This window comes from Rhizobium sp. CECT 9324 (genome assembly GCF_918741265.1).
Lineage (GTDB): Bacteria > Pseudomonadota > Alphaproteobacteria > Rhizobiales > Rhizobiaceae > Allorhizobium.
Window position 1 is genome coordinate 2626397 of sequence record NZ_CAKKMZ010000001.1, and the last position, 22813, is coordinate 2649209.

Below are 22813 nucleotides of genomic sequence, written 5' to 3' on the forward strand. Positions count from 1 at the left end.
TATTTGGGCATGCACAAATATTGACCTCCAAGAGTTGATGAGACGCAAAATGATGGTTGCCGACGTCGACGGTGAAAAACCTTTCAAAGGAGGATCGGCCATGAACGAGAGGCCCAATGTTTCCCTGTCCCTGCAGGCCTCACCCGCCTTTAGCCATCCGCTCGATCCGCTGACGGCGGAAGAGCTCGTCAAGGCCGCCTCGATCCTGCGGGCCCACTTCGATTTCGGCCCTGCTCTGCTGTTCGAGACGATCGAATTGCTGGAACCGGCCAAGGATGTCGTGCGGGCGTTCATTCCCGGCATGCCGATCGAGCGCAAGGCCCGCTTCAACGTGCACAAGCGCGGCGGCACAGGTGTCTGGCGCGGTCGCCTGGATCTTGGGCTCGGCACGGTGACCAAGGTCGAGTTCCTGGCCGAAGCACGGCCGATGATCTCGCCGGAGGAATTCCTGCTGATCGAGGAGGTCGCAAAGGCCGATCCGCGCTTCCAGGATGCCATCCGCGCACGCGGCATCGAGAACATGGCCTATGTCTGCGTCGACCCCTGGCCGGCCGGCAATTTCCCGGTTGCCGGTGAAGAGAACCGGCGCCTGTCGCATGCGTTCGTCTGGCTGCGCATGTCCGACTTCGACAACTATTACGCCCATCCCGTCGAAGGTCTGAATGTCGTCGTGGATATCGACAAGCTTGAGGTGCTGCGGGTCGATGATCATCTGCCCGCCTCCGGCCAGCATATTCCGATACCGGAAACACTGATCAACTACGATCCGGAACTGCTCACCGATTTCCGCAAGCCGCTAAAGCCGCTGGATGTGGTCCAGAGCGAAGGCCCGAGCTTCACCATCGAGGGCAACAAGCTGAACTGGGACAACTGGGATGTGCGCATCTCCTTCAACGGTCGCGAGGGCCTCGTCCTCCAGCAGGTCGGCTATACCGTCGACGGCCTGCGCCGGCCGATCCTCTACCGGGTGTCGATGGCCGAAATGGTCGTGCCTTATGGCACACCGGAAGGCGTGCATTACCGCAAGAACGTCTTCGACAGCGGCGAATACGGCTTCGGCAAGCTGGTCAATTCCCTGGCGCTCGGCTGCGATTGCCTCGGCCATATCCACTACATGGACGTCGTTCTGCCCGACATGATGGGCAATCCGCGCCTGATCCCGAGCGCGATCTGCATCCATGAAGAGGATGCTGGCCTTGCCTGGAAGCATTTCGACTTCCGCTCGGAACGCACCGAGACCCGCCGCATGCGCCGCCTCGTCATTTCCTCGATCACCACGGTCGGCAATTACGAATACTGCTGCTACTGGTACCTGTTCCAGGATGGCACCATCGAATTCGAGATGAAGGCGACCGGCGTCATCAACACCGCCGCCTGCATTCCCGGTTCAGAGCAGAAATACGGCACCGAAGTCGCCCCCGGCGTAGTCGGCCACATCCATCAGCACGTCTTCTGCATGCGCCTCGACATGGAGGTCGACGGCCCTGACAACACCGTCGTCGAATGCGACACCGTGGCCCCGCCGATCGGCCCGGACAATCCGATGGGCAATGCCTTCTATGTCGAGCAGACGCCGCTCACCAGCGAGTTGAAGGCACGCCGCCGGGTCGATTTCGAAAAGTCGCGTTACTGGAAGATCACCAATCCCAACGTCAAGAACTGGGTCGGCAAGCCAACCGCCTACAAGCTGGAAACCCCTTCGGCCATCCAGTCCTACACAAATCCGGAAGGCCCATCCGGCAAGCGCGGCGGCTTCGTCTACAACCATCTCTGGGTCACACCCTACGATCCCGAGGAACGCTTCCCGGCCGGCGAATACATGAACCATTCCAGCGGCAATGACGGCCTGCCCACCTGGACGGCCAAGGACCGGCCGACCGACAATACCGATATCGTCGTCTGGCATTCCTTCGGCCTGCACCACATTCCCCGCGTCGAGGACCATCCGGTCCAGCCCTGCGTGCTGTGCGGTTTCAAGCTGATGCCGGTCGGCTTCTTCAACGGCAATCCGCTGATCAACCTGCCGCCCGAAACCAACAAGGCCAGCAAGTCCAATGCGCAAGGCGCTGCCTGCTGCCACAGCTGAGCGGGTGGCGGGCTCGCCCCGCCTCCTGCCTGTCTCACAATGCCCATTCGCAATGCCAAATCGCAATGATGTCGATGTCCAACCAGAGGGTCCATCCATGAAGCGTAGAAACCTCTTGCAATCCTTCAGCCAGTCGCGGCGCGCCTTCCTGCGCGACACTGTCTCGATTTCGGCCGGCATTGCCGCAGCCTCCATGTTGCCGCGTGGCGCCTTTGCGGCCCGCGAAAAGGAAATGAACATCTACTGCTGGGAGGGCTACAATTCCGACAAGGTGCTCGACCCGTTCCGCAAGGAATTCGACTGCAACGTCAAGGCGCAGGGGCTGATCTCCGACCCGGAAGCCGTCAACCAGTTGCGCGCCGGCGATACCAAGGTCTGGGACATCATCAACCTCAACAATGCCTGGGGCCGCCGGCAGCTCTATCCGGAAAACCTCATCAAGCCGCTCGACAAGGCCAAGTTCGAGCCGCTCTGGGAGATGATGATTCCCGAATTCAAATGGCCGTACAAATGGTCGACCTCCGACGACGGTAACCAATTGCTGGGCATGATCCAGCGCTATGGACCTTCGGGCATGTTGGTCAACACCGACAAGGTCTCGGCCGCCACCCTTGAAGACGAGGGCTACGACCTGATGCTGCAGGACAGCTACAAGGGCAAATATGCCGTGCTGATGTATGACGACTGGGTCATCATGCATGTGGTGATCGCCGCCGGCTTCAGCCCGTTCCGCGAAATGACCGACGACGAAATCGGCAAATACGAAGTGTTGATGCGCAAGCTGATCAACAATGCCGCCTTCCTGTCGGACGACATGAACGCCATTGCGCTTGGCATGATCAACGGCTCGATCGAAGGCTCGTTCCCCGGCAGCGTCTATTCTGTTTCCGCGGCGCGCTACGATGGTAATCCCAACCTGCGCTGTATCGTGCCCAACAAGGGACCGGAGGAAATGGGCGGCAAGGCCGGCGTCTGCTGGATGGAACTGACCTCGCTGGTCAACAACCCTGAGCTCTCGCCGCGCGCCGAGGATTTCCTCGAATATTGCTTCCGCCCGGAAACCGCCAAGAACGTGTCCTTTGCCGAGGGCACCTACAACCCGGTCGGTCAGATGGGCGATCCCAAGGTCATGTCGCTGTTCAACACCGAAGAACTCGATGCCTTCCAGTACGACACGCTGGCGGCCGACATGGCCAAATGCGCCGACTTCGACATCATCCCGAGCTACACAAAGCTGCACGAGATCTTCTCCGCCGCCGTGCGCGAGAAGGCCTGATGACGACGGGAAGCCGCCGCTCCTGGCCTTCCCGCCGTTCCGACCCTGCCAACAGACAGATGGGACCGCATGATGACAGCAGCCACCGCCGACATCGCATCCACAACGCCCCTGCCCATTCTCCAACTGCGCGGCGTCGACAAGTTCTTCGGCGAATTTCCGGCCGTCGACCGCATCAGCCTGGATATTCGCGAGGGCGAGTTCTTCACCATCGTCGGCCCGTCCGGCAGCGGCAAGACGACTATGGTGCGCATGCTGGTCGGCATGGACAAGCCGACCAATGGCGATATCCTCTTGCGCGGCGAACGCATCAACGACGTGCCGGCCAACAAGCGCCCGACCTGCATGGTCTTCCAGTCCCTGGCGTTGTTTCCCCATCGCACCGTCGGCCAGAACATCGAATTCCCCTTGAAGATCCGCGGCGTGAAGGCAGGAAGCCGCAAGGAACGGGCGCTGGAACTGATGGCGCAATTGCGCCTGCCGGAAAGCTATTACGGCAAGGGCGTGCTGCAATGCTCCGGCGGCGAACGCCAGCGCGTCGCGCTTGCCCGGGCGCTGGCCTTCGATCCCGAAATCCTGTTCTTCGACGAACCGCTGTCGGCGCTCGACTACAAGCTGCGCAAGATTCTGGAAAAGGAACTGAAGGACATCCACCGCGAAACCGGCAAGACCTTCGTCTACATCACCCATTCGCTCGAGGAAGCCATGGTGATGTCGGACCGCATCGGCGTGATGAACAAGGGCCGCTTCGTGCAGATCGGCACGCCCAACGAGATCTACGGCAATCCCTCGACCCGCTTCGTCTCGGAATTCATGGGCGAGGTCAATATTCTCGATGTCGGCCCCGGCCCGGACGGCACCGTGATCGATCAGGCGACCGGCGCCAGTTATCTGGCGCCGCCGATTGCCGACGCCTTTGCCGGCGGTTCGCTGGTCATCCGCCCCGAAGACATCCGCTTTCTCGACGACCCCGCTTCTCCGGCCGCCAACAAGCTCGAAGGCGTGGTCTACAATGAATATCTGCTGGGATCGCGGGTGCAATATCAGGTGCGTGTCGGAGATGCCCAGGTCTTCCTGGTCGAGAAACTGCGCGAGCAGCAGCTGGCCCGCGCCCGCGGCGGTCGCGTCACGATCGCCTGGGACGCCAAGGATTCGACCATTTTTCCGACCGCCCGTTTTGCCAATTGATATGAGCAGTATTGACGAAGGACGTCGCGCATGACGGATGCAAGCGAAACGCTCAGCCACAATGCCGCCCTGCCGCGTAAGGTTTCCCGCGCCGAACCCTGGGCGGTGCGGCTCGGCCGCGGCATGATGAAACCCGGTTTCCTGGCAGCGGTCCCGGTCGGCCTTCTGCTGCTGTTCGGTTTTCTCGGCCCCCTGACACTGGTCTTCGTCTTCGCCTTCATGCCGCCGCAGACCTTTTCTGTCCTGCAGATGCCAACGTTTGAGAATTTCCGCACGATCTTTGCCGACAGTTATTACCTGTCCTTCCTCGCCTCCCTGCAACTGGCCGCCTCCACCGTCGCCATCCTGCTGGTGATCTGCTATCCGTTGGCCGTGGCCATGGTGCGGGTGTTTACCCGAAAGGCCGGAATTCTGGCGCTGGTGCTGGCCGCGCCGCTGTTCGTTGCCGACAATCTGCGGCTGATGGGCTGGATGCTGTTCCTGGTCAAGGGCGGCGTCGTCTCCGGCACCATCCAGACCTATTTCGGCATCCCCGTCGATTCCATGCTCTATACCTTTAGCGCGACGCTGTTCGGCCTCGTCTACATCAACCTGCCGATGATGCTCTTCCCGATGATCCTCGGCGTCTCGATGGTTCCACCCCAGATGCGCGAAGCCGCCTTCGATCTCGGCGCCAGCCGCTGGCAAGTGATGAAGGAGGTCGACATACCGCTCGCCATGCCCGGCATCATGATCGGCGCGCTAATCACCTTCATCCTCGCCGCCGGTGCCATCACCGAGGCCAAGGTGCTCGGCGGCACGGCCGTAGTGATGATTGCCCAGGACATCCAGAAGGAATTCACCTTCGCGCAGAACTGGCCGAAAGGCTCGGCCCTGTCGATGCTGATGATCATACTGGCCGGATCCCTGGCGCTGGCCATGTTCAAGCGCGTCGATCTCGACGCAATCTTCGGCCGCAAGCGATGAGAGGAACACGCTCATGAACGATTTCAGCCGCCGCGCCACCCTCGCCTATGGCAGCGCCATGGCAGCCCTCATAATCTTCATGTATCTGCCGATGATCACCATGGCGCTGGCCTCCTTCTCGCGCTCCAAATATTTCAGCTTCCCGGTGCCGAAATATTCGGACAAATGGTATCTCGAAGTCTTTGAATCCCTGTCGATCCGCGATTTCTTCTGGACCTCAACCGTCGTCGCGATAGCCGTCGCCTGCCTGTCGACGGTGCTGGCCTTTTTCGGGGCGCTCGCCTTTGCCCGCTACGACTGGAAGGGCCGGCGCCTGTTCCAGAAGATCATTCTGCTGCCCATCCTCTTTCCGCAGGCCGTGCTGGGGCTTGCCCTGCTGCTGTGGTTCACCGCGCTCGGCATCACGCCCTCCTGGCAGGCGACCGTCTTTGCCCATCTGGTCTGGATCGCGCCGATCGCCACGCTGGTGATCGCCATCCAGGTCTATTCCTTCGATCCGGCAGTGGAGGAGGCCGCCTATGATCTGGGAGCGAGCCGCTGGCAGGTGATGCGTGAAATCACCCTGCCCTTGCTGGCTCCGGGCATATTTTCCGGCTTCACCTTCGCCTTCCTGCTGTCCTGGGCAAATTTCCCGCTGTCCATGCTGTCGTCCGGCGCCGATTCGACCATTCCCGAATGGGTCAGCGCCAAGCTGCAATCCGGCTATACGCCGCAGGTGCCCGCCGTCGGCACGCTAACGATCCTGGCCGCTGCCGTGGTCATGGCATCCGGCCACCACATCTCGGCTCTCATGAAGCGCCGCCAGATCAAAGGCTAGCTAAACCAGATGCAGCGGGTTGGCGGCTGATTGGGGCCGCCGCTTGATTGGCCGAAATCACCCAAGCTTCGTGAAGGACAAAACGCGCTAGATCGGATCAGGTTTAGTGCTGGCGTACGGCGTTTTTGTCCACGAATGACCGGTTGATTTCAGGCGATGTCGATTGCACCTTAGCGACGGAATTGCTGTGGCAATGAAATTGCCGAGGGCGACAAGCCAGACGACGACCTTTCCGGCAGTAGCAACCGTGATGCAAGAAAAGTATTATGCCGTTGCTGCCCAATAAGCCCACGTAGATCCGGCCAGAACGAGGGCAATGCCGATGCCGTGCGATACACGGTTTCGCACCACTCCTTTCTCTAGAATCATTGCCAAGAGAAGAAGCGCCATGGCGACGATGTTCATCATGCCAAGAAAGATCATGGTCATCATCAACGGCCCGTTGGATTTTACACAACATCCGGCATAGCGAAGGCCTGCCGCAAACGATGCGCAGATACTCTCGTTACTATGACTTGCCAGAACTTTGCCTGTTGCGATTTTGAGGCGTGCGCTGTTTTTGATTGGTGTCCATTGAAATGCTCCGGCACCGATAATAGCGCCTGCGGCCACAACACCTGTCATTCCCGCGGTGGAGACGAGGTGTGATCCGACGTGAAGATGCAATGTCATATCGATTGTCGCGAGCACCAGGGAAAACAGGATCCAGATGACGCTGTAGCCGCCGAGGAAGGCGAAACCAGTGGCGGCAGAACATCCGGTTTTGAGCATCCTCCATGCGGGCGTTGCGCAGGGCAACATCATCGCCAGCGTCATTATTGCCCCCATGCTGCAGAACTGGCTCCAGGAAACCCATGAGAAAGATGGCGCTACATCTGCGATACAAAGTGACTGCCAGAGTTCAATGCGGATACCTTTCATCATAAGGAAGATTGCACTGGCGGTCGCCATACCGGGGCCAAGCGACCCGTTTTCAGGCAAGAAAATGGCCGTACCGAGCATGTCGAAGATCGCCAGCCATCCCAGCGCGACAAAGCTTGCCGCGATCACAAATGGCAGTGGTGCGAAAGGTGGCAACCGCATGGAAGGCAAAAATTGCAGCGAAGTCATCCCAGTCGTTCCTTTCCAGGCTGACCGTATCTCGATACGAGACGCAAGTCTCCGCACTGGACCGACACTACGCAATCAACCGTTTGGTGGAGGGAGGGAAACGAGGTATTCAGCCGACCGTTGTGCGATTGTGGCTATCGATCGTTGTCAGCGCCGGACCAGATGACAGTGCTTACAATCGCGCCATCATATTCTTTACCTTCACGGAGAAGATCGGCTATCTGATAAGGATGAACGAAAAAGCGGACACTATCTCACCGAACCAGTTGCGCCCGTCGCGGCGCAAGCGCGGCATCGAGCGATATGAGCTCCTTCTGGATGCTGCTGCGGCCGTTCTCGGTCAACGACCGAATGAAGATATCAGTCTGGCGCAAATCGCAGAGAACGCAGGCGTACCGCTGGCGTCGGTCTACCATTTTTTTCCCAATCGTAATGCTGCGCTCGAAGCCTTGGCCAGTCGATACCATGGTCAGATCTTTGAACTGGCGATGACGGAAGGATCGAACATTCCAGATCGCTGGCAAGATGTCTTCATTTATCGCCTGCGTCGAAGCGCCGCCTTTCTGAACAGTGAGCCGGCGGCACTTCGTCTGTTTATGGGCGCTGGTGTCAGTGTTGAAATCCGCAACGTCGATGTATCGGGTAACGCCGCGATTGCCACCCGTCGTGCAGAGTATCTGCGGGAGGTATTCGATCTGCCTGCCATGCCGGAACTGGAGAAGCGGATCGCAATTTCCCTGGCCTTGATCGACGGCATCTGGGCCCTGTCCTATGCCATGCACGGACATATTACCGACGAATATGTCGAGGAGGCCGTCCTTGCTGCCTTGACCTATCTGCGCTGCTATTTGCCGGAACACCTGCAGAAGCGCGCCACCGTGTCTTGAGCACAATTCAATAATCGAAATTTCTAGCAACATTTTTGAACTGTGTCGTTGCATCGAAGGTTGGCGACGAGCCTCCCCTATTGCCGGCATGCACGCCGAATAGCCTTCAGTCTGGAAATTCCGCGGATATTTTAACCGCGGCGCCCATGATTTGTGCAGTGCGAAAAAATGCCTACCCAATTGTCAGATTCAGTTTGATAATCGATTTTTTTATCAATAACTTTCTGGGTGGAAGGTCGATCTAAGTGCGACTGGCCGATCATCTCAAATTTCGGGCTATACAAAATGCGAACAAATTCGAAAAACAGTGAACTGCTGGAGCGCGCCCGCAAAGTCATCCCGGGCGGAATGTACGGCCACGAATCTGTGGCTCTCCTGCCGTCAGAGTTCCCGCAGTTTTTCTCAAGGGCTGATGGTGCCCGGCTTTGGGACGCCGATGGCAATGCCTATGTCGACTACATGTGCGCCTTTGGCCCGAACCTTCTCGGCTACAATCATCCGACGGTTGAGGCTGCAGCGCGTGCACAGGCCGAACTCGGAGACACAATGACCGGTCCTTCCGAATTCATGGTGCGGCTGGCGGAGGATTTTGTCGGCATGATCGACCACGCCGACTGGGCGATGTTTTGCAAGAACGGTTCGGACGCCACCTCCATGGCAATGGTGTTGTCGCGAGCCCATACCGGGCGTCGCAAGATCCTCGTAGCCAGAGGGGCCTATCACGGGGCCTCTCCCTGGAACACACCGTCGCCCAAGGGCATTCTGCCGGAAGATCGCGCCCACATCATATATTTTGCATATAACGATCTCGATAGTCTGCGCGACGCGGTCAAGAGCGCCGACGGCGATGTCGCAGCCGTCTTTGCCACGCCTTTCCGCCACGAAGTATTCCAGGATCAGACCACACCATTTGACGTCTATGCCAAAGGCGTGCGCCAGATCTGCGACGAGGCCGGCGCATTGCTGATCATCGATGAGATCCGCACCGGCTTCCGGCTGTCGCGTGATTGCAGCTGGGCGCGGTTCGGCGTCAAGCCCGATCTCAGCACCTGGGGCAAGGTTCTTGCAAACGGCTATCCGCTCTCTGCGCTTCTCGGAGCCGAAAAGATCCGCGCTGCCGCACAGACGATTTTCGTCACCGGGTCATTTTGGTTTTCCGCCGTGCCGATGGCTGCAGGCGTCGAAACCCTGAGGCTCATACGCGAAACAGATTACCTCGAGCGCATGATCGCCATCGCCGATCGCCTGCGCGCAGGCATTGCCGAACAGGCGTCCTCCCATGGCATCGGCATCCGCCAGACCGGCCCCGCCCAGATGCCGCAGATCCTGTTCGAGAATGATCCGGACATGCGCTACGGTTATTTCTGGACGGCTGCCGCCGTCCGCCGCGGGGTCTACCTGCACCCCTATCACAACATGTTCGTCACCTCGGCGCTGACCGAGGCAGACATCGAAAAGACGTTCGAGGTCACCAATGCGGCCTTTGAAGAGCTGAAGCGGTCTTATTCATCGATCGAGCCACAATCCAATCCGTTCGTTGCCGCCCGCCTGGGCGCGATAGCCGCCGCATAACGCCAGATCGCAGCCAATCACCAACAATAATGGGGAATGACATGACAATGACGGCTTTCACGAAAAAACTCCGTAATGCCCGCAGACTTGCCTATGCCCTGGCACTTGCCTCCTCGGTTGCGCCCCAGGTGCTGGCGGCCGACACTGATACGCTGGTCATCGCGCGATCGATGGATGTCAACGCCCTCGATCCGGCCCGCGCCTTTTGCGATACCTGCCAGATCTACCTGACCTCGGTCTATGACACGCTGGTGACACTCGGCAAGGACAACAAGTCCGTCGAGCCGCGATTGGCCAAAAGCTGGGAAATCAATGCCGACCAGACGGTCTTCACTTTCTTCCTCGATACCAAGGCGGTCTTTTCCGATGGTTCGCCCGTCGAAGCTCAGGACGTCAAATGGAGCCTGGAGCGGCTGAAGAACATCCAGGGCAGCCCGTCCTTCTTTATGGACGGCGTGAAGTCGGTCGAGGCGAAGGATGCAGCGACGATCGTGGTCACGCTTGATGCGTCCAACGGTGAATTCCTCAACAAGCTGACGGCCGGCTTCACCGGCATCGTCAACAAGGATGTCGCAACGGCCAATGGGGCGACAGCCGATGCCGATGCGGCATCCGCCGACAAGGCAGAGAATTGGTTCCTCGCCAATTCCGCTGGCAGCGGACCGTTCAAGCTTACCTCGTACCGTCCGGATGACGAGTTGCGCTTGGCGCGCAACGATGCCTATTGGGGCGTAGCGCCGGCATTTTCCGAAGTGGTGTTCCGCCAGTCGCAGGATGCCGTCTCCCAGGCACAAATGCTGGAATCGGGCGATGCCGACATTGCCATGCAGATCGATTTTGACACCGCCGGCTCGCTCGGAACCGACGAAGTCAAGACCGAGGTCATCCCATCCTACAACTTCCTCTACATCGCCATCGGCGCTGGCGCGAAGTCGGCCCCCATTCCCATGACCCCAGACATCCGCGAAGCCATTGCGGCGGCCATCGACTATGAAGGCGTGATCGAGTTTACCGTCGGCGGCCAGGGCGCCAAGCAGTCCTCGCCGATCCCCAACGGTTTTCCCGGAACAGCAGGACTGCCGGAACGCAAGCGCGATCTCGACAAGGCAAAGACGCTGCTGGCCAAGGCTGGTGTGGCCGACGGCTTCGAGATCGAGGCCGTCTATCCCAATGACAACATCTATGGCGTCGACATCAATCTGATGATGCAGAAGGTCCAACAGGATCTGGCAGAAGTCGGCATCAAGGTCCAGCTCAAGCCTTCCACCTATCCCGTCTGGCGCGACCAGATCAATGGCGATGGCATACCACTCACCGCCGTCTATTATGCTCCGGACTACTACGGGTCGGGTCAGTATGCGAACTACTTCGCGATGATGCCGGGCACGTCCTGGTCGAAGCGCGCTGGCGCGGCAAACGATCCTTCGGTGATCAATCCGAAGGAAGCGGAACTCCTCGCCAAGGCGCTGGCCGCACCAGCGGCCGAACAGGAGGGCATCTATCATGATCTCGGGCTGGAAATGATGAAGGACAACATCATCATCCCGATGGTCAGCCCCAATCTGGTCCTCGCGTATCGCGGCGATATCGAAGGGGTCCGATATAGCGCCTGCTGCAACCTACCGCTCGCCGACATCAGCCGGAAGAAGTGACATGCTGCGCTTCATCCTTCGCCGCCTCCTCGCAACGCCCTTGCTCCTGCTCGGTGTTGCAACCGTTGCCTTCTTCCTTTCGCAGATGACCAAGGGCGACCCGCTCTCGGCCATCGTCCCGGAGCGGCAGATGAACAACCCGGAGATCGTGGCGGCAGCGAAGGAGAAGTGGGGACTGGATAAGCCGCTTGTCGAACGTTACGCGATCTATATCGGCAATCTGGTCCAGGGTGATCTCGGCGTATCGTTTTCGACCCGTCGCCCGGTCAGCGCGGATATTGCCGACAGGCTGCCCGCAACCTTTGAGCTTGTAAGCGTGGCGATGCTGATTGCCACGCTGTCGGGCGTCGCCATCGGCGTGATTGCCGCCCGTTACCGCGACGGACCGGTCGATTATCTCTCGCGCATGTTTTCGCTGATCGGATCATCGCTTCCCGTCTTTTGGTCCGGATTGATCCTGCTTTTCCTCTTCTCGGTAAAGCTCGATCTGTTTCCCGGCCCAGGCAGGCTTGACGCAAGAACGACGGCACCGCCGGATTTCACTGGATTCTACACCATCGACTCGCTTCTTGCTGGAAACTTCCCCCTCTTCCTCGAAAGCCTGCATCATCTTGTCCTGCCCGCGCTCGTGCTCGCCTGGTCGGTGGTCGGCATTATCGTCCGGCTTGTGCGCTCCAGTCTGCTGGAGGTGATGGGACAGGATTACATTCGCACCGCACGGGCGAAGGGCGCCGGTGAAGCGCGCGTCATGATCCATCATGCGCTACGCAACGCCTTGATCCCGACACTGACGATCATCGGCTTTTCCTTCGCCTATCTGATAACCGGCGCCGTGCTGACGGAGGCGGTATTTTCCTGGCCGGGCATCGGCTCCTATGCGGTGACGTCAGCGAGATCGCTCGATTTTCCCGGCATTGTCGGCGTGACGCTGGTCGGATCAACGGCTTTCCTGCTGACCAATCTGCTGACCGACATTGCCTATGCCTTCGCAAATCCCCGCGTAAAGCTTCAGTGAGGCCAACCGAATGGAATTATCGTCAATGGTTGGATCGGAGCCCAAGGCCATCAGCAATTCGTCGGCCAGAAAACGCCGTCCGCCATCATTCCTGACATGGCTCGCCAAGCTGTCGCTGCCGGCCAAAATCGGCGGTGTGGTGGTTCTCTTCTGGATCGTCACGGCACTGACGGTTTCCCATTGGGGCCTGCCTGATCCGCTGCAGATGGCCGGACGCCGCCTTCAGGCCCCGAGCCTGCAGAACTGGCTCGGCACCGATGCGCTGGGCCGCGACGTCTTCTCCCGCACGCTGCACGGCGCCATCTATTCCGTTCCGATCGCGATCTTCGTGGTTGTCGCCGGTGTCACCATTGGCGCCCTGCTCGGCGCAATCGCCGGCTATGTCGGCGGTCTGGTCGACAGCGCCATCATGCGGCTGGTCGACGTGACCGTGTCCTTCCCGCCGATCCTGCTGGCCATGACGGTTGCAGCGACGCTCGGTCCAGGCATCGTCAATGCAGCGCTGGCCATGGTCATCGTCTGGTGGCCGGTCTATGCCCGGCTGATGCGGGCGCAGGTGCTGGAAGTTAAGGAGCGCGAACATGTAGAGGCTGCCATTGCCGGCGGCGCGGGACATCTTCGCATTCTTCGGGTTCATATCCTGCCGCTCTGTTGGACCCCGGTTCTGATCAATGCGACGATGGATTTCGGCCAGGTCGTGTTGCTGGCCGCGTCACTCAGCTTCATCGGACTGGGTGCGACGCCACCCTCGCCGGAATGGGGCTCGATGATCTCCGAAGGCGCATCGCGCTTCTACAACTGGTGGATCGCGCTTGGCCCGGGCCTGGCCATTCTCAGCCTCGTGCTCGCCTTCAGCTTCCTCGGCGACGGCCTGCGTGATCGGCTCGATCCGCGTTCGAAATGAAAGGGGGAGACCATGCAAGATCCCGTCAACACGCCCCTCCTCGAAATCAGAGACCTGCGCGTCAGCTTCGGCACCGGTGACGATGCGGCCGACGCCATATGCGGCATCGATCTCTCGCTGAACGCCGGCGAAGTCCTTGGCATTGTCGGGGAATCAGGTTCCGGAAAGAGCGTAACCATGATGGCGCTGATGCACCTACTTCCGTCCTCCTCGCGCATCTCGGGCAGCGTCCGCTTCCAGGGCCAGGAGCTGGTCGGCATGTCGGCGTCGGAGATGACGAAACTGCGCGGTTCGCGCATCGGCATGATCTTCCAGGACCCGCTGACGGCCTTCAATCCGGTGCTCACCATCGGACAGCAGATCGTCGAGGCCCTGCGCCTGCATGATCGCAGCTTATCGCGGAAAGCAGCGCTGAACCGCACCATTGAACTGCTGGCCGAGGTATCGATCCCGCAGCCCGATCGGCGGGTGCATCAATATCCGCACGAGTTTTCCGGCGGCATGCGCCAGCGTGCCATGATCGCCATGGCAATTGCCAACCGGCCGGTTCTGCTGATTGCCGACGAGCCGACGACGGCACTAGACGTCACGGTGCAGGCACAGATCATGGATCTCCTGCAGAAGCTGCGCGAGGACCTCAAGATCGGCATGGTGCTGATCACCCACGATCTCGGCGTGGTTGCCGGCGCGGCCGACCAGGTCGCGGTGATGTATTCCGGCCGTATCGTCGAGCGCGGTGCCGTCCGTGATGTCTTCCGTCATTCGCGCCATCCCTATACACGCGGCCTTCTAGGATCCCTGCCCAAGCTCAATGGCGGCGGCGGTCCGCTCGTCGCCATCGAGGGCATGCCGCCGTCGCTGCGCAACCGCCCGCCCGGCTGCGCGTTTCGGCCGCGCTGTCTGAGCGCCGCATGCATCTGCGCTGCTGAGGTGCCCGCGCTCCTGCCGGCCGGCGTCGTCGAAAGCGCCTGCCACTTCTCCCAAGCCCTGGCGGAGAATGCCGCATGATCGAGCCCGAAACCGCCACGCCGCTTCTGGAAGTCCATGGCCTGGTCAAGGAATTTGCCGTCGGGCGCGGGCTGATCTTCAACAAGCCGACCGGCCATGTTCGCGCCGTCAACGGCGTTTCGTTCAAGCTGGCGCCCGGCGAGACGCTCGGCCTGGTGGGTGAATCAGGCTGCGGCAAGTCCACGCTCGGCCGCTGCATCATGCGGCTGCTGACACCCTCGTCCGGCGAAGTCCGCATGGCCGGCCGCGATATCGCTGCAGCATCCCCCAAGGAACTGCGCGCCATCCGCCAGGACCTGCAGATCGTCTTCCAGGACCCGATGGCCTCGCTACATCCGCGCATGACGGTGCGGCGCATCCTCGAAGAGCCCTTGCGGCTGAAAAACGTGTCGCGGCCCGACATGCGCCGGCGCGTCGACGAATTGCTGGACCTCGTGCAACTGTCGCTGGAGATGGCGGATCGCTTTCCCCACGAGCTCTCGGGCGGCCAGCGCCAGCGCATTGGCATCGCTCGCGCGCTGGCGCTCCAGCCGAAGCTGATCGTGCTGGACGAGCCTGTCTCGGCGCTCGATGTCTCGGTCCAAGCCGGCGTGCTCAACCTGCTTCAGGGCCTGCAACAACGATTTGGCATTTCCTACCTGTTCATCGCCCACGATCTGGCGGTGGTCAAACACATCTCACACCGTGTGGCCGTGATGTATCTCGGCGGCATCGTCGAGATCGCGTCGGCTGAAGACCTCTATCACAGGCCACAGCACCCTTACACGCAGGCGCTGCTGTCCGCCGTGCCATTGCCGGATCCCGACGCGGAGAAGGGTCGCAACCGCATCGTGCTGCAGGGCGACGTGCCAAGCCCGATGGATCCGCCGAGCGGCTGCCGGTTCCGCACCCGCTGCTGGAAGGCGACCAACACATGCGCACGGCTGGAGCCTGCGCTGCGGCAGCGCACCGACGGACATTTCTTCGCATGCCATCATCCCGACGATGCAGCTCTACAGACCGCTGGAGCACAATAATGCGCTACCGCGACTTTCTGGTCCTGATGGGCGTCTGCCTCATCTGGTCGCTCAACGTGATCATTGGTAAAGTGATGCTGAGCAGCTACGACATCCCGCCCTTCTATTATGCCGGCATTCGGTTCCTCGGCGTCGCGATTGTGCTTTCGCCACTGCTGCGTCCCATTCCTCAGCGGATCGGACAGGTTGCGCTGGTCGGTCTGCTGGTTGGCGCCAGCCATTTCGGCTTCCTGTTCCTCGGCCTGTCGGCCGCCTCACCCTCGAGCGCGGCGATTGTCCTGCAACTCGGCATTCCACTAACCGCCATGTTGTCAGTCATCTTCTTGGGTGAACGCATCTCGAGCCTCAGGATTACCGGCATCGCGTTGGCGCTTGCCGGCGTGATCGCGGTCATGTGGAACCCTGAACAGATGACCGCCTCGATCGGCCTGGTGGCGATCGTGATTTCCACGAGTTCGCTTGCCGTCGGCGGTATCTTCTTGAAGCGCCTGCCGCCGATCGCGCCGCTGAAATTGCAGGCCTGGGTCGGCCTCGTCTCGTGGGTCCCACTGCTGCTCGCCTCCTGGCAGCTCGAAGCGGGTCAGATAACCACCTCGCTCGACGGCGGCTATGTCTTCCTCGCCGCAACGCTGTTTTCGGTTCTCGTGGTGACGGTCATTGCCCATACGGCCTATTTCGGCTTGCTGCAGCGCTATGAGGCCAGCATGATCGCGCCGTTGACGCTGGCCATGCCGATCATGACCATCCTGCTCGACGTGCTGCTGATCGGCGGCCATCTTAGCCTGCGCACCATTGCCGGCTCGACTGTGGCGCTTGCCGGCGTTCTCATCACCCTTAAGGCCCAGCCGCCGGCGCGCCGCGATCCCGTTCCGTCACAGACCTGATCGGCGATCCCGCCGTCCATTCCCATCTCCAAGGAGCAGCCGATGTCTTTCATGGAAACAGTCTTTGCCCCCCATGCCGAGCGCGCAGCAAAGCTTGCGGAAAGCTGCAGCCCCTTCGCCAACGGGATTGCCTGGATCGAGGGCGAATTCGTGCCGCTGGCCGAAGCGCGTATTCCGTTGCTCGACCAGGGCTTCCTGCATTCCGACCTCACCTATGACGTGCCTGCGGTGTGGAACGGCCGGTTTTTCCGGCTCGACGACCATATCGACCGCCTGGAAGCCAGTTGCGAAAAGCTGAGGCTGAGGCTTCCCATGCCGCGCGCGGAGATGCGCGCGACGCTGGTTGACATGGTGGCCCGCAGCGGCATCCGCGACGCCTATGTCGAGATGATCGTCACCCGCGGCCTGAAATTCGTCCGCGGCAACAAGCCAGAGGACATCGTCAATTCGCTCTATATGTTGGTGATGCCCTATGTCTGGGTGATGCCGCCCGACCTTCAGCGATCAGGCGGCAGCGCCGTCATCACCCGCACGGTGCGGCGCGTGCCGCCGGGTGCCATTGACCCGACAGTCAAGAACCTGCAATGGGGCGATTTCGTCCGCGGCCTGTTTGAAGCCCAGGACCGCAATGCCATCTATCCCATCCTGCCCGACGGCGACGGCAACATCACCGAGGGCTCCGGCTTCAACGTCGCGCTGATCAAGGACGGTGTGCTCTACACGCCGGAACACGGCGTGCTGGAAGGCGTGACACGTATGACGGTTTTCGATATCGCCCGCAGGAAGGGCATCGAGATCCGGCTGGAGCATGTACCGGTCGATTTAGCCTATCATTGCGACGAGTTGTTCTTCTGCACCACGGCAGGAGGCATCATGCCGGTGACCCGCTTGGATGACCAACCGGTCGGTGGTGGTCAGGTCGGTCCCATTACACGCATGATCTGGGAGGAATACTGGTTGTTGCACGATGATCCCTCCTACAGCTTCGCAGTCACTTATCCCGACAATTGAAATCGAAACTCTGTTTGCGGTCACGTGTTGGCACGTCCACCTTGAAAGTCCAGACTCTTTGGCATCCCCGCGACTTGGTTCATTCGACAATGCTGCACGGCAGTCAACTTCATGTTGCGGAAAACCGTCGCCGATCAAAGCTGACCATTTCTTGCGGAATGGCTCCCTGCTCAACCCACCCCGCAGTTTCGTTCGCGTGGATCGCGGCAAGCGAAACACCACTGTGACATGTGACCAGAAAGGCGCCGGGTAGGACTTGCTCATAGATCGGCGCGGCATCGGGCGAGATGATCCGCAGTGCCGACCAACTGCGGATGATACGAACGTTCTTCAAGAAGGGGAAAAAGTGAAGTGCGTCTTCGGCAATCCGGCGTGACACGTCGAACGTGGTGCCGAGATCGAAGCCGACATCCTCCCAGCTGCCGCCAATCATCAACGTGCCATCCTCCGTCTGGCGGACCTGCTCTATCGCGATGTCGAAGATCGGCGGCATGCGCTCGGTCACCAGGATCTGACCCCGGATGGGTTTGACAGGAATGGTGACCCCGAGCATCTCGCCAAGACCCGCATTGCCCAGACCTGCGGCCAGGACGATGCGACTGGCAATCACCTGCCCCGCCGCCGTCGTGAGCACGAACTTTTCGCCCTGGTGGTCAATATCTGTAACGCCGCCATCCGACAAAACGCGACCGCCGCGGCGAAGATAGCCCCGATGAAGGGCATGGAGCAATCGCAGAGGATTGGCCTGGCCGTCATATCGCGAGTAGCTTCCACCCACGACATCCGGTCCGATCTCCGGCACCCGCTTTCGGATCCCTTCATTGTCCAGCATGTCGAAGTCATAGTCGCCATTGAAACGCGATTTCACGGCGGCCAGGCCCTGCGACCTTTGCGCGTAAGCTTCCGGAGTTCTGCTCAGATAGAGGCCCCCTATTTGCGTCAGCCCGACGTCGATCCCGGTTTCGGAGCCGAGCCGCTCGGCCAATTCCGGCCATTGTTCGACGGCGCGCATGGCCCAGCCGGTATAGGCCGGAAGGGACAGCCCCTTGCCCTGAACCCAAACGAGGCCAAAATTTCCCCGACTGGCGCGAATGGCACCGTCGCCCTCGTCCAGCACCACCGTGTCGACTTGGCGCTGGGCAAGACCATAAGCCACCGAGATTCCGACCAGACCGCCGCCGATCACCGCCACATCTGTCTCAAGCCGCATGATCATTGCCCTCCGTCAGGTCCCCGTCGCGACCACAGCGGGCCATGTCGAAGACGGTGACGGGCTTGAGAGGAAAGCGCACAGTGTAGGTGCCGACCTCTCCGATCGGCCGGTCGGTTTCCGTTGCGATCACTTGGCTGACAATCGGCCCGCAGCTCCTTCCCTGACAGGCGCCCATGCCGCACCGCGTAAAAGCCTTGGCCTGGGAGGGACCGATGGCGCCATCCTTGACGGCCGCCCGGAGCGTGCCCGCATCGACCTCCTCGCAACGACAGATGACGGTCAGATCGCTTGGCGAGAATGCAGACAGGCGCGGCGGATAGAGGGCGTCGAGAAAGGGGCGAAAGGCCCGTTCCCGTGCAAGCACGGCCGACGCTCGGCGAACCGTTGCACGCGATCGCTCGTCATCACGCCCGGTCCGCTCCAGGATACGGCCGATAGCGATCTCTGCGGATGCAGGTGCGGCGATCGCGCCATTGATGGCAGCGCCGTCGCCGACGATATAGACATGCGCGATACTGCTTTCACCGAAGCGGTCAATGTCCGGGCGCAGGCATTTTTGTCCGTTGTCCCACACATGTCCGCACCCCAGAGCACGCGGCAGCTGCGTGTTCGGAATGATACCTTCATGGACCAGCAAGGCGTCGACGTCGAGCTGCTGGTGGGCTCCATCCGCTTCGAAGCGGATGGCATCGACCCGGTCGCCACCGGAGGCAGACAGGCTGGAGACATTGCGATGAACAGGGATGCCGGCACGGCGGATGTCGCGCAACAGGCGCGCACCTTTGTAAACCTTGTCGAGATTGAGCAGGAGCCCGTGGATATTTGCAAGCGCACCGGATAAGCCGAACCGGCTTGGAGACGTATCGAGAATGGCGGCGATCTCGACCCCCAGGCGCAACAGCTGCGATGCGAGTAACAGCATCAAGGGACCATTGCCGGCGAGCGCAATCGGGCCGGCCGGCACAATCGCCGATGTCTTCAACAGCAGTTGCGCCGCGCCAATGCCCATGACACCGGGCAGTGTCCAGCCTTCGAAAGGAACCGGACGTTCGATTGCCCCGTTCGCCAGAACCAGATCGGCAAACGCCAGGCGCCGGGACACGCCATCGTGGCTGTAGCTCACTACACCGCCGTTTTCAGTCATGTCGATCCGCCAGAGGCTCGCCCCGAAATAGGTCGTCACGTCGGCTGCCCGCAAGCGTGCGATTGCTCCTGCTCCCTGCCGATAATCGGTCCCGAGAGCAGCCGAGTTCCGGAACAGCCCGTCCTCCATGCCCCGATAGATCTGCCCGCCGGCGCTCGGGCGCTCGTCGAGCAGCGCCACGGAGAGCCCGTGTCTCGCCGCCATGACAGCCGCCGCCATTCCGGCAGGACCGCCCCCCACCACGCAGAGATCGAAGGCCTGGATCATAGCTGCGGCTTCCGTTCAGACGAGGCGGTTGCAATCCCGACCTGGCGCCGGATCCGCATGCCAGGCTCGACGCGCCGCAGACAGCCCTGCTGATTTGCCACGCCGTCGATTTCGATGAGACATTCGAAACAGATGCCCATCATGCAGAACGGCGCCCGCGCGGAACCGGACAGGATGCTGTGGCGGTAAGGGCGCGCGGCATGGAGCATCACCACGGCCGCCACGGTGTCACCGTCCCGGCACAAGACGTCATGGCCGTCTATCGTGATGCTCACCGCGTCTCGATCGTCGATCACATTCAACTTGCTGAACATGGATCCTTCCTCTCAGTTTTGAAGGGCCTGCGGACCAGGCGTCCGCTCTCGCGTCTGTATCGGTCAGTGAAGGATCTGGCTGAGAAAGAGCTTCGTGCGTTCGTGCTGTGGATTGTCGAAGAATTCGGCCGGCGCATTCTGCTCGACGATCTTCCCCTGGTCCATGAAGATGACCCGGTTGGCGACCTGCCGAGCAAAGCCCATTTCATGCGTGACACAGACCATCGTCATGCCTTCGTCAGCCAGGCCCACCATCGCGTCGAGCACTTCCTTCACCATTTCCGGATCGAGCGCCGAGGTCGGCTCGTCGAACAGCATGATCTTCGGCGTCATGCAGAGCGCCCGGGCGATCGCCACGCGCTGCTGCTGGCCACCGGAGAGCTGGCCGGGATACTTGTTCGCCTGCTCCGGGATCTTGACCCGTTTCAGATAATGCATGGCGATGTCTTCGGCGTCCTTCCGAGACATCTTGCGGACCCAGATCGGCGCAAGGGTACAATTTTGCAGAATGGTCAGATGCGGAAACAGGTTGAAGTGCTGGAACACCATGCCGACCTCGCGACGCACCTCGTCGATCTTCTTCAGATCATTGGTGAGTTCGATCTTGTCGACGATAATCGTTCCCGACTGGTGTTCTTCCAGCCGGTTGATGCAACGGATCATCGTCGATTTTCCCGAGCCCGATGGGCCGGCAACGACAATGCGCTCGCCCTTCCGGACCTGAAGATCAATGTCGCGCAAGACGTGGAATTCACCGAACCACTTGTTCATGCCGATCAGTTCGATCGAATAGTCCGAAGCGGACGCGAGCGCTGCAGGGTGGGCTTTGGCCATCGTCGGTGTCCTGATGTTGTGCATCGAAGCAGGTGGCCGGAACGCGACAAGCGGGTTCCGGCCCCGATTTTTCAGTCCGGCATGGCAACCGTGAACTGGATCTCGACCAGGATCTCCGGCAGACCGAGTTTGGCTTCCACCGTCGCCCGTGCCGGCGGCGCATCCTTGTCGATCCAGTCGACCCAGGCCACGTTCATTTGGTCGAAATCGTCGATATCGCGAAGCCAGATCATCGCACTGATGATCGCGGCGCGATTGGAGCCAATTCGCTCCAGATAGCCATCGGCCTTGGCGAGGATCTGTGCGGTCTGGCCGCGCACATCCTGCTGCTTGTCATCGGCGGTCAGCCCGGAAAAGTAAGCGATCCCTTTGTGCACGACGACACGGCTCAGTCGCTCGGTCTTGTCAATTCTCTGTATCGTCATGATCTCTGTCCCATGCCATTTTTCGCTGCGATGAATCGGTCCGGGCGAAAGTCGGCCAGGCTCTGGTGAACGTGTCCGCGAACGACCTCGTCTGCGACGGCCTTGCCGAGATAGGGGGCGATCGTCACGCCGCTATGGGTGACCGCGGCGTAGTAGCCGCTGACACCGGGCACCCATCCACTGCAGGTCAGGCGATCGCTCGGGATCGGACGCATGGTCGTGCGGATGGATTCAAGATCGCCTGGCTGAACCGCCGGCAGCACCCGGCGAACGGCATCGATCAGGAGGCCGGCTTCCCAGCCCTTCGGATCGAGGTCACCCAGTTCCGGGACGACATCATCCACCGAGATCTTGTGGATCATCAGCCTCCCGGCACCATCGGGACGAACATCAAGATCGTCCATGTGAAATTGCCTCTGGAGCGTCAGGGCTACCGGCAGGGTGAAGCCGAGGACACCGATGTTCGAGGCCATCGGTATGGGTGGCGCACCCTCGAGACTACGATCTGCCCAGCTGCCGGTGCAGTTGATGACAACGTCGGCTTCGTAGACATCGCCGTTCGTCGTGCGCACCGTCTTTGTCTCACCGCTCAGGTCAAGCGCCGCGACAGGGGAGAAGGCATGGACCGACGCATTCCATCGTTCCTTGGCCGCCCGCAAGAGGCTGGCAGAATAGAGCACCGGATGAACCCAGCCTTCTTCCGGATAGTAGACGATCGGAGACTTGGCGATGGCGGAAAGATCGATCTCGGGCTCCAGCTCAGCCAGGCGGTCCTTGCTGATCCACTCGACACCGTAACCCCAGTCCCGCATCTGGTCAGCATTTTCCGCCTGCGAAGCCCAGTCCTCTTCCTTCGAATACCATTCGAGGCTGCCGGCCTGGTGGAACCACGGCGCCTTGCCGAATTCTCGACTGAGGTCCAGGTGGGCGCGCATGCCGGCAACGTTCAGGGCGAAGTAGCTCTGCGGTCTCTTTCCGGTGGCGTTGGTCCAGGCAAAACTGGCCGCGGACGCTCCACCGGCAATCTTTCCGGCTTCGAGAACAGTGACCTGCGCACCGGCCTTGGCCGTTTCATATGCCACTGAACTCCCGATGATCCCTGCCCCTATGACGACAACGCGCATTCTATTCTCCGGTATAAATTTCGACGATTCTGTCCTGCTTCGAGCGAAGCCGGCGCCGAGTTGGCGATGTCTGTTGTTTTGGAGAACGGGGTGTTTTAGG

21 protein-coding genes are annotated in these 22813 nt (G+C 60.6%); 14 read left to right on the top strand and 7 right to left on the bottom strand.

What is annotated here, in order from left to right; translation table 11 throughout:
- Positions 1-100 precede the first annotated feature (100 nt).
- From LQ231_RS12890 to LQ231_RS12910, 5 genes are all read left to right on the top strand, one after another.
- The gene (locus tag LQ231_RS12890; protein ID WP_230171612.1) at positions 101-2086 is read left to right on the top strand and encodes a primary-amine oxidase; all 1986 of its coding nucleotides are present in this window, start codon (positions 101-103) and stop codon (positions 2084-2086) included.
- Between the two features lie 97 nt (positions 2087-2183).
- On the top strand, positions 2184-3362 hold the full coding sequence (locus LQ231_RS12895; RefSeq protein WP_230171613.1) for a PotD/PotF family extracellular solute-binding protein: 1179 nt from the start codon (positions 2184-2186) through the stop codon (positions 3360-3362).
- A gap of 69 nt (positions 3363-3431) precedes the next feature.
- Positions 3432-4550 carry an ABC transporter ATP-binding protein gene (locus LQ231_RS12900; protein WP_230171614.1) on the top strand — a complete coding sequence of 373 codons (1119 nt, stop codon included), beginning with the start codon at positions 3432-3434 and terminating at the stop codon, positions 4548-4550.
- Positions 4551-4580: 30 nt separating this feature from the next.
- Positions 4581-5516, top strand: a complete 936-nt coding sequence (locus LQ231_RS12905) for an ABC transporter permease (RefSeq protein WP_230171615.1) — start codon at positions 4581-4583, stop codon at positions 5514-5516.
- A gap of 13 nt (positions 5517-5529) precedes the next feature.
- Positions 5530-6333: an ABC transporter permease gene (locus tag LQ231_RS12910; protein ID WP_230171616.1), complete on the top strand. Its 804-nt coding sequence runs from the start codon at positions 5530-5532 to the stop codon at positions 6331-6333.
- 264 nt (positions 6334-6597) lie between these two features.
- Here the strand turns inward: LQ231_RS12910 and LQ231_RS12915 are convergent, their stop codons facing one another.
- Positions 6598-7443, bottom strand: a complete 846-nt coding sequence (locus LQ231_RS12915; RefSeq protein ID WP_230171617.1) for a DUF2182 domain-containing protein — start codon at positions 7441-7443, stop codon at positions 6598-6600.
- Between LQ231_RS12915 and LQ231_RS12920 the strand changes: the two genes are divergently transcribed.
- The 9 genes from LQ231_RS12920 (at position 7404) to LQ231_RS12960 (ending at position 17392) form a co-directional block, all read left to right on the top strand.
- A complete protein-coding gene (locus LQ231_RS12920; RefSeq protein WP_230171618.1) occupies positions 7404-8330 on the top strand; it encodes a TetR/AcrR family transcriptional regulator in 927 nt (308 codons plus the stop codon). The two genes, LQ231_RS12915 and LQ231_RS12920, sit on opposite strands and share 40 nt — an antisense overlap.
- 285 nt (positions 8331-8615) lie before the next feature.
- Positions 8616-9902 carry an aminotransferase class III-fold pyridoxal phosphate-dependent enzyme gene (locus tag LQ231_RS12925; protein WP_230171619.1) on the top strand — a complete coding sequence of 429 codons (1287 nt, stop codon included), beginning with the start codon at positions 8616-8618 and terminating at the stop codon, positions 9900-9902.
- Positions 9903-9943: 41 nt separating this feature from the next.
- Positions 9944-11554 carry an ABC transporter substrate-binding protein gene (locus LQ231_RS12930; RefSeq protein ID WP_230171620.1) on the top strand — a complete coding sequence of 537 codons (1611 nt, stop codon included), beginning with the start codon at positions 9944-9946 and terminating at the stop codon, positions 11552-11554.
- A 1-nt stretch (position 11555) separates the two neighbouring features.
- Complete coding sequence (locus LQ231_RS12935; protein WP_230171621.1) at positions 11556-12569, top strand: ABC transporter permease; 1014 nt, start codon at positions 11556-11558, stop codon at positions 12567-12569.
- 10 nt (positions 12570-12579) lie between these two features.
- Positions 12580-13473: an ABC transporter permease gene (locus LQ231_RS12940; protein ID WP_230171622.1), complete on the top strand. Its 894-nt coding sequence runs from the start codon at positions 12580-12582 to the stop codon at positions 13471-13473.
- Positions 13474-13485: 12 nt separating this feature from the next.
- Complete coding sequence (locus tag LQ231_RS12945; RefSeq protein ID WP_230171623.1) at positions 13486-14481, top strand: ABC transporter ATP-binding protein; 996 nt, start codon at positions 13486-13488, stop codon at positions 14479-14481.
- Positions 14478-15497, top strand: a complete 1020-nt coding sequence (locus tag LQ231_RS12950) for an oligopeptide/dipeptide ABC transporter ATP-binding protein (RefSeq protein ID WP_230171624.1) — start codon at positions 14478-14480, stop codon at positions 15495-15497. Before LQ231_RS12945 ends, LQ231_RS12950 begins: the two co-directional genes overlap by 4 nt.
- Positions 15497-16381 carry an EamA family transporter gene (locus LQ231_RS12955; RefSeq protein WP_162742635.1) on the top strand — a complete coding sequence of 295 codons (885 nt, stop codon included), beginning with the start codon at positions 15497-15499 and terminating at the stop codon, positions 16379-16381. The genes LQ231_RS12950 and LQ231_RS12955 overlap by 1 nt, the downstream gene beginning before the upstream one ends.
- A 42-nt stretch (positions 16382-16423) precedes the next feature.
- Positions 16424-17392: an aminotransferase class IV gene (locus LQ231_RS12960; RefSeq protein ID WP_113141429.1), complete on the top strand. Its 969-nt coding sequence runs from the start codon at positions 16424-16426 to the stop codon at positions 17390-17392.
- Between the two features lie 109 nt (positions 17393-17501).
- Here the strand turns inward: LQ231_RS12960 and LQ231_RS12965 are convergent, their stop codons facing one another.
- From LQ231_RS12965 to LQ231_RS12990, 6 genes are all read right to left on the bottom strand, one after another.
- Positions 17502-18602: an FAD-dependent oxidoreductase gene (locus tag LQ231_RS12965; RefSeq protein WP_230171625.1), complete on the bottom strand. Its 1101-nt coding sequence runs from the start codon at positions 18600-18602 to the stop codon at positions 17502-17504.
- Complete coding sequence (locus LQ231_RS12970) at positions 18592-20016, bottom strand: NAD(P)/FAD-dependent oxidoreductase (RefSeq protein ID WP_230171626.1); 1425 nt, start codon at positions 20014-20016, stop codon at positions 18592-18594. Before LQ231_RS12970 ends, LQ231_RS12965 begins: the two co-directional genes overlap by 11 nt.
- A complete protein-coding gene (locus LQ231_RS12975; RefSeq protein WP_230171627.1) occupies positions 20013-20330 on the bottom strand; it encodes a (2Fe-2S)-binding protein in 318 nt (105 codons plus the stop codon). The genes LQ231_RS12970 and LQ231_RS12975 overlap by 4 nt, the downstream gene beginning before the upstream one ends.
- A 63-nt stretch (positions 20331-20393) precedes the next feature.
- Entirely contained in the window at positions 20394-21164 is a 771-nt protein-coding gene (locus LQ231_RS12980) for an amino acid ABC transporter ATP-binding protein (protein ID WP_230171628.1), read from the bottom strand.
- A gap of 71 nt (positions 21165-21235) precedes the next feature.
- On the bottom strand, positions 21236-21589 hold the full coding sequence (locus LQ231_RS12985) for a RidA family protein (protein WP_230171629.1): 354 nt from the start codon (positions 21587-21589) through the stop codon (positions 21236-21238).
- Positions 21586-22713, bottom strand: coding sequence for an FAD-binding oxidoreductase (locus tag LQ231_RS12990; protein ID WP_230171630.1), 1128 nt, complete (start codon positions 22711-22713; stop codon positions 21586-21588). The genes LQ231_RS12985 and LQ231_RS12990 overlap by 4 nt, the downstream gene beginning before the upstream one ends.
- Positions 22714-22813 lie beyond the last annotated feature (100 nt).

Coding starts and splice junctions, on each gene's coding strand:
- LQ231_RS12890 (WP_230171612.1), top strand. CDS start 101: ATGAACGAGAGGCCCAATGTTTCCCTGTCCCTGCAGGCCTCACCCGCC.
- LQ231_RS12895 (WP_230171613.1), top strand. CDS start 2,184: ATGAAGCGTAGAAACCTCTTGCAATCCTTCAGCCAGTCGCGGCGCGCC.
- LQ231_RS12900 (WP_230171614.1), top strand. CDS start 3,432: ATGATGACAGCAGCCACCGCCGACATCGCATCCACAACGCCCCTGCCC.
- LQ231_RS12905 (WP_230171615.1), top strand. CDS start 4,581: ATGACGGATGCAAGCGAAACGCTCAGCCACAATGCCGCCCTGCCGCGT.
- LQ231_RS12910 (WP_230171616.1), top strand. CDS start 5,530: ATGAACGATTTCAGCCGCCGCGCCACCCTCGCCTATGGCAGCGCCATG.
- LQ231_RS12915 (WP_230171617.1), bottom strand. CDS start 7,443: ATGACTTCGCTGCAATTTTTGCCTTCCATGCGGTTGCCACCTTTCGCA.
- LQ231_RS12925 (WP_230171619.1), top strand. CDS start 8,616: ATGCGAACAAATTCGAAAAACAGTGAACTGCTGGAGCGCGCCCGCAAA.
- LQ231_RS12930 (WP_230171620.1), top strand. CDS start 9,944: ATGACAATGACGGCTTTCACGAAAAAACTCCGTAATGCCCGCAGACTT.
- LQ231_RS12935 (WP_230171621.1), top strand. CDS start 11,556: ATGCTGCGCTTCATCCTTCGCCGCCTCCTCGCAACGCCCTTGCTCCTG.
- LQ231_RS12940 (WP_230171622.1), top strand. CDS start 12,580: ATGGAATTATCGTCAATGGTTGGATCGGAGCCCAAGGCCATCAGCAAT.
- LQ231_RS12945 (WP_230171623.1), top strand. CDS start 13,486: ATGCAAGATCCCGTCAACACGCCCCTCCTCGAAATCAGAGACCTGCGC.
- LQ231_RS12950 (WP_230171624.1), top strand. CDS start 14,478: ATGATCGAGCCCGAAACCGCCACGCCGCTTCTGGAAGTCCATGGCCTG.
- LQ231_RS12955 (WP_162742635.1), top strand. CDS start 15,497: ATGCGCTACCGCGACTTTCTGGTCCTGATGGGCGTCTGCCTCATCTGG.
- LQ231_RS12960 (WP_113141429.1), top strand. CDS start 16,424: ATGTCTTTCATGGAAACAGTCTTTGCCCCCCATGCCGAGCGCGCAGCA.
- LQ231_RS12965 (WP_230171625.1), bottom strand. CDS start 18,602: ATGCGGCTTGAGACAGATGTGGCGGTGATCGGCGGCGGTCTGGTCGGA.
- LQ231_RS12970 (WP_230171626.1), bottom strand. CDS start 20,016: ATGATCCAGGCCTTCGATCTCTGCGTGGTGGGGGGCGGTCCTGCCGGA.
- LQ231_RS12975 (WP_230171627.1), bottom strand. CDS start 20,330: ATGTTCAGCAAGTTGAATGTGATCGACGATCGAGACGCGGTGAGCATC.
- LQ231_RS12980 (WP_230171628.1), bottom strand. CDS start 21,164: ATGGCCAAAGCCCACCCTGCAGCGCTCGCGTCCGCTTCGGACTATTCG.
- LQ231_RS12985 (WP_230171629.1), bottom strand. CDS start 21,589: ATGACGATACAGAGAATTGACAAGACCGAGCGACTGAGCCGTGTCGTC.
- LQ231_RS12990 (WP_230171630.1), bottom strand. CDS start 22,713: ATGCGCGTTGTCGTCATAGGGGCAGGGATCATCGGGAGTTCAGTGGCA.